The organism is Rhizobium sp. SEMIA 4085 (assembly GCF_013004495.1).
Taxonomy (GTDB): domain Bacteria; phylum Pseudomonadota; class Alphaproteobacteria; order Rhizobiales; family Rhizobiaceae; genus Rhizobium; species Rhizobium gallicum.
Map to the genome: position 1 here is coordinate 1 of NZ_JABEPH010000499.1, position 3,402 is coordinate 3,402.

General features: G+C 62.0%; 2 protein-coding genes and 2 pseudogenes. All 4 read left to right on the forward strand.

Features of this window, described 5'->3' with window-relative positions; all coding sequences use genetic code 11:
* Positions 1-7: 7 nt before the first annotated feature.
* A pseudogene (locus C9413_RS29835) lies at positions 8-916 on the forward strand (tripartite tricarboxylate transporter substrate-binding protein); the annotation flags it as partial.
* Positions 917-1,068: 152 nt separating this feature from the next.
* The gene (locus tag C9413_RS29840; protein WP_022715709.1) at positions 1,069-1,530 is read left to right on the forward strand and encodes a tripartite tricarboxylate transporter TctB family protein; all 462 of its coding nucleotides are present in this window, start codon (positions 1,069-1,071) and stop codon (positions 1,528-1,530) included.
* A 9-nt stretch (positions 1,531-1,539) separates the two neighbouring features.
* Positions 1,540-3,045 (forward strand): tripartite tricarboxylate transporter permease, encoded by a 1,506-nt coding sequence (locus tag C9413_RS29845; RefSeq protein WP_039845955.1) that lies wholly within the window; start codon positions 1,540-1,542, stop codon positions 3,043-3,045.
* A gap of 85 nt (positions 3,046-3,130) precedes the next feature.
* Positions 3,131-3,402: pseudogene (locus C9413_RS29850) on the forward strand (amidohydrolase); the annotation flags it as partial.

Below are 3,402 nucleotides of genomic sequence, written 5' to 3' on the forward strand. Positions count from 1 at the left end.
GGGATAGGAGACCTATCCAGAGCGCACCATCACAATGGTCGTTCCTTTCTCGGCCGGCGGCCCGACCGATACGGTTGCCCGCCTCGTTGCCGAATCCATGTCGAAGGACCTCGGCCAGCAAATCGTCGTCGAAAATGTCGGCGGTGCGGGCGGCACGCTCGGTGCGGGACGGGTGGCTTCAGCCAGCCCGGATGGCTACACCATCTTGCTGCACCACATCGGCATGGCCACCAGCGCCACGCTTTACCGCAAACTCGCCTATGACACGCTCGGCGCCTTCGAATATGTCGGTCTTGTCACCGAAGTCCCGATGACGATCGTTGCCCGCAAGGATTTCGAACCGGCCGACCTCAAAAGCCTTATTGAATATGTGAAGGCCAACAAGGACAGCGTGACGGTCGCGAACGCCGGCATCGGCGCAGCCTCGCATCTTTGCGGCATGATGTTCATGAGCGCTATCCAGACGCCGTTGACGACCGTGCCCTACAAGGGCACCGGCCCGGCGATGACCGATCTTCTCGGCGGCCAGGTCGACGTCATGTGCGACCAGACGACCAACACGACGAAGCAGATCAAGGGCGGCACGATCAAGGCTTACGCCGTGACCTCGCCGAAGCGCCTCGACGTCATGAAGGATGTCCCGACGGCGGTCGAAGCCGGTCTGCCCGGTTTTGAAGTCGGCATCTGGCACGGGATCTACACGCCGAAGGGCACTCCGGCAGAGGTCAACGAGCGCCTGTCGAAGTCGCTGCAAGTTGCGCTGAAGGACCAGAACGTTGCGGCTCGCTTTGCAGAACTGGGCACCGCGCCATCGCCGGAGGCCGACGCTACGCCTGCTGCGCTGAAGGCGAAGCTTGAAAGCGAAATCGCCCGCTGGAAGCCGGTGATCGACGCTGCCGGCGAATATGCGGATTGAGGTGTAGTGCCTTTGGCCCCTCACCCTAACCCTCTCCCCACTGGGGGGAGGGAATTCTGGCATCATCTCCCCGGTGGGGAGAAGGTGGCGGCAGCCGGATGAGGAAAAAACCACTTGCGCTGAGGGAACCATCTCCAACCCACGGAGACACCATGAAATCGGTTAGTTTCGATACCACCAATGTGATCTGCGGGGCGCTGCTTGTCGCGACCGGCGCATTTTTCGCCATCCAATCCTACAGTCTCGACCTGGGGACCACGCTTCGCATGGGGCCGGGCTACTTCCCGCTGCTTCTTTCAGCGGTGCTGATCATTCTCGGCGCGGTCGTCTTTGTCCAAGCGATCCGCGTGCAGGGCGAGCCGATGGGGCCGCTTGCCTGGCGTGGCATGCTGTTCATCCTGCCTGCGCCGATCTTTTTCGGGCTGACGGTTCGGGGGCTGGGATTTGTGCCTTCGATCTTCCTGACCGCTTTCATTGCATGCTTCGCCTCGCATCGGATGACGGTGCTCCATGCGATTTTGCTCTCGGTTCTGCTGACGGCCTTTTCCGTTGGCGTGTTCAGCTACGGTCTCGGATTGCCGTTCGAGCGTTTTGGCCCCTGGGTCCGGTTCTAGGAGGCCGCGATGGAACTTTTCAGCAATCTGGCACTCGGTTTCGCGACGGCAGCAACGCCTGCCAACCTTTTCTTCTGTTTGATCGGCGTTCTGCTCGGTACGCTGATCGGCGTGCTGCCCGGCATTGGCGCCACGGCGACAATCGCCATGCTTTTGCCGATCACTTTCCAGCTTGAGCCGGTGTCGTCGCTCATCATGCTCGCCGGCATCTACTACGGCGCGCAGTACGGCGGTTCGACGACGGCGATCCTGATCAACATGCCGGGCGAATCCTCTTCGGCGGTGACGGCCATCGACGGCTACCAAATGGCGCGGCGCGGCAGGGCAGGGGCGGCGCTTGCGATCGCCGCACTCGGTTCCTTCTTCGCTGGAACGGTCTCGACCTTCCTCGTCGCGATCTTCGCGCCGCCGCTGACCGACATCGCCCTGCGCTTCGGTGCTGCGGAATATTTCTCGCTGATGGTCGTCGGCCTGGTGTCGTCGATCGCGCTCGCCCATGGTTCCGTCGTCAAGGCGCTGGCGATGGTCGTGCTCGGGCTGCTGCTTGGCCTGGTCGGAACGGATATCTATACAGGCACCCCGCGCTTCACGCTCGGCATTCGCGAATATGCGGATGGCTTGAATTTCGTGGCACTTGCCGTCGGGGTCTTCGGTATCGCCGAAATTCTGCGCAACCTGGAAGGGGAAAAGACCCGGACGGTGCTGATAGCAAAGGTCTCCGGCCTGCTGCCGTCACGCGAAGAATTCAAGGAGATGATCGCGCCGGTGCTTCGCGGCACGGCGATCGGCTCGGCTCTCGGCATCTTGCCGGGCGGAGGTGCGATCCTCGCGTCCTTTGCCTCCTACACTGTTGAAAAGCGCATCTCGAACAAGCCGAAGGAATTCGGCCAGGGTGCCGTTGCCGGCGTCGCAGGCCCGGAGTCGGCGAACAATGCTGGTGCGCAGACCTCGTTCATTCCGCTTCTCACCCTTGGCATTCCGGCCAATCCGGTGATGGCGCTGATGATCGGCGCGATGATCATTCAGGGGATCGTGCCAGGGCCGAACGTTGCGACCGAGCAGCCGGCGCTCTTCTGGGGCATCATCGCCTCGATGTGGATCGGCAATCTGATGCTCGTCGTCTTGAACCTGCCGCTGATCGGGCTCTGGGTGAAGCTGCTGACCGTGCCGTATTACGTGCTCTTCCCGATCATCATGGCCTTCTGCTCGATCGGGGTCTACAGCGTCAATTCCAACGTCTACGATCTCTATGCCGTCGCCTTCTTCGGCTTTATCGGCTACTTGCTTGCCAAGCTCAGATGCGAGCCGGCACCGCTGCTGCTCGGTTTCGTGCTGGGTCCGCTGCTCGAAGAAAACCTCCGCCGGGCGATGATCCTTTCGCGCGGCGATCCGACGACCTTCGTCAGCCGTCCGATCAGCGCGATCCTTCTTGCGATCGCCGCGGCAGTCCTCATCGTGGTCTTCTTGCCGAGCGTGAAGAAGAAGCGCGAAGAGGTCTTCGTCGAGGAGGGTTGAAGTTCGCCGCGCTTTGTTGAACAAAGGATAACCTGACGCGGGCGCCGTTTTGGCGCCCGTTTCGTATGACAGGACATCCAGGCCCATGAACATCCCCGTGCGGATCAAGGACGATCTGGCTTTTCTCACATCGCTGCGCCGTGACCTGCACGCCCATCCCGAGCTTGGCTTCGAGGAGGAGCGCACGAGCGGCATCGTGGCGGAGCTGCTCGAGGAAGCGGGCATCAAGGTGCATCGCGGACTTGGCGGTACGGGCGTCGTCGGCACGCTGCAGGCCGGCAGCGGCACGCGAGTGATCGGGCTTCGCGCGGATATGGATGCGCTGGCGATGCCGGAGATTGCCGAGCAGTCGTACAA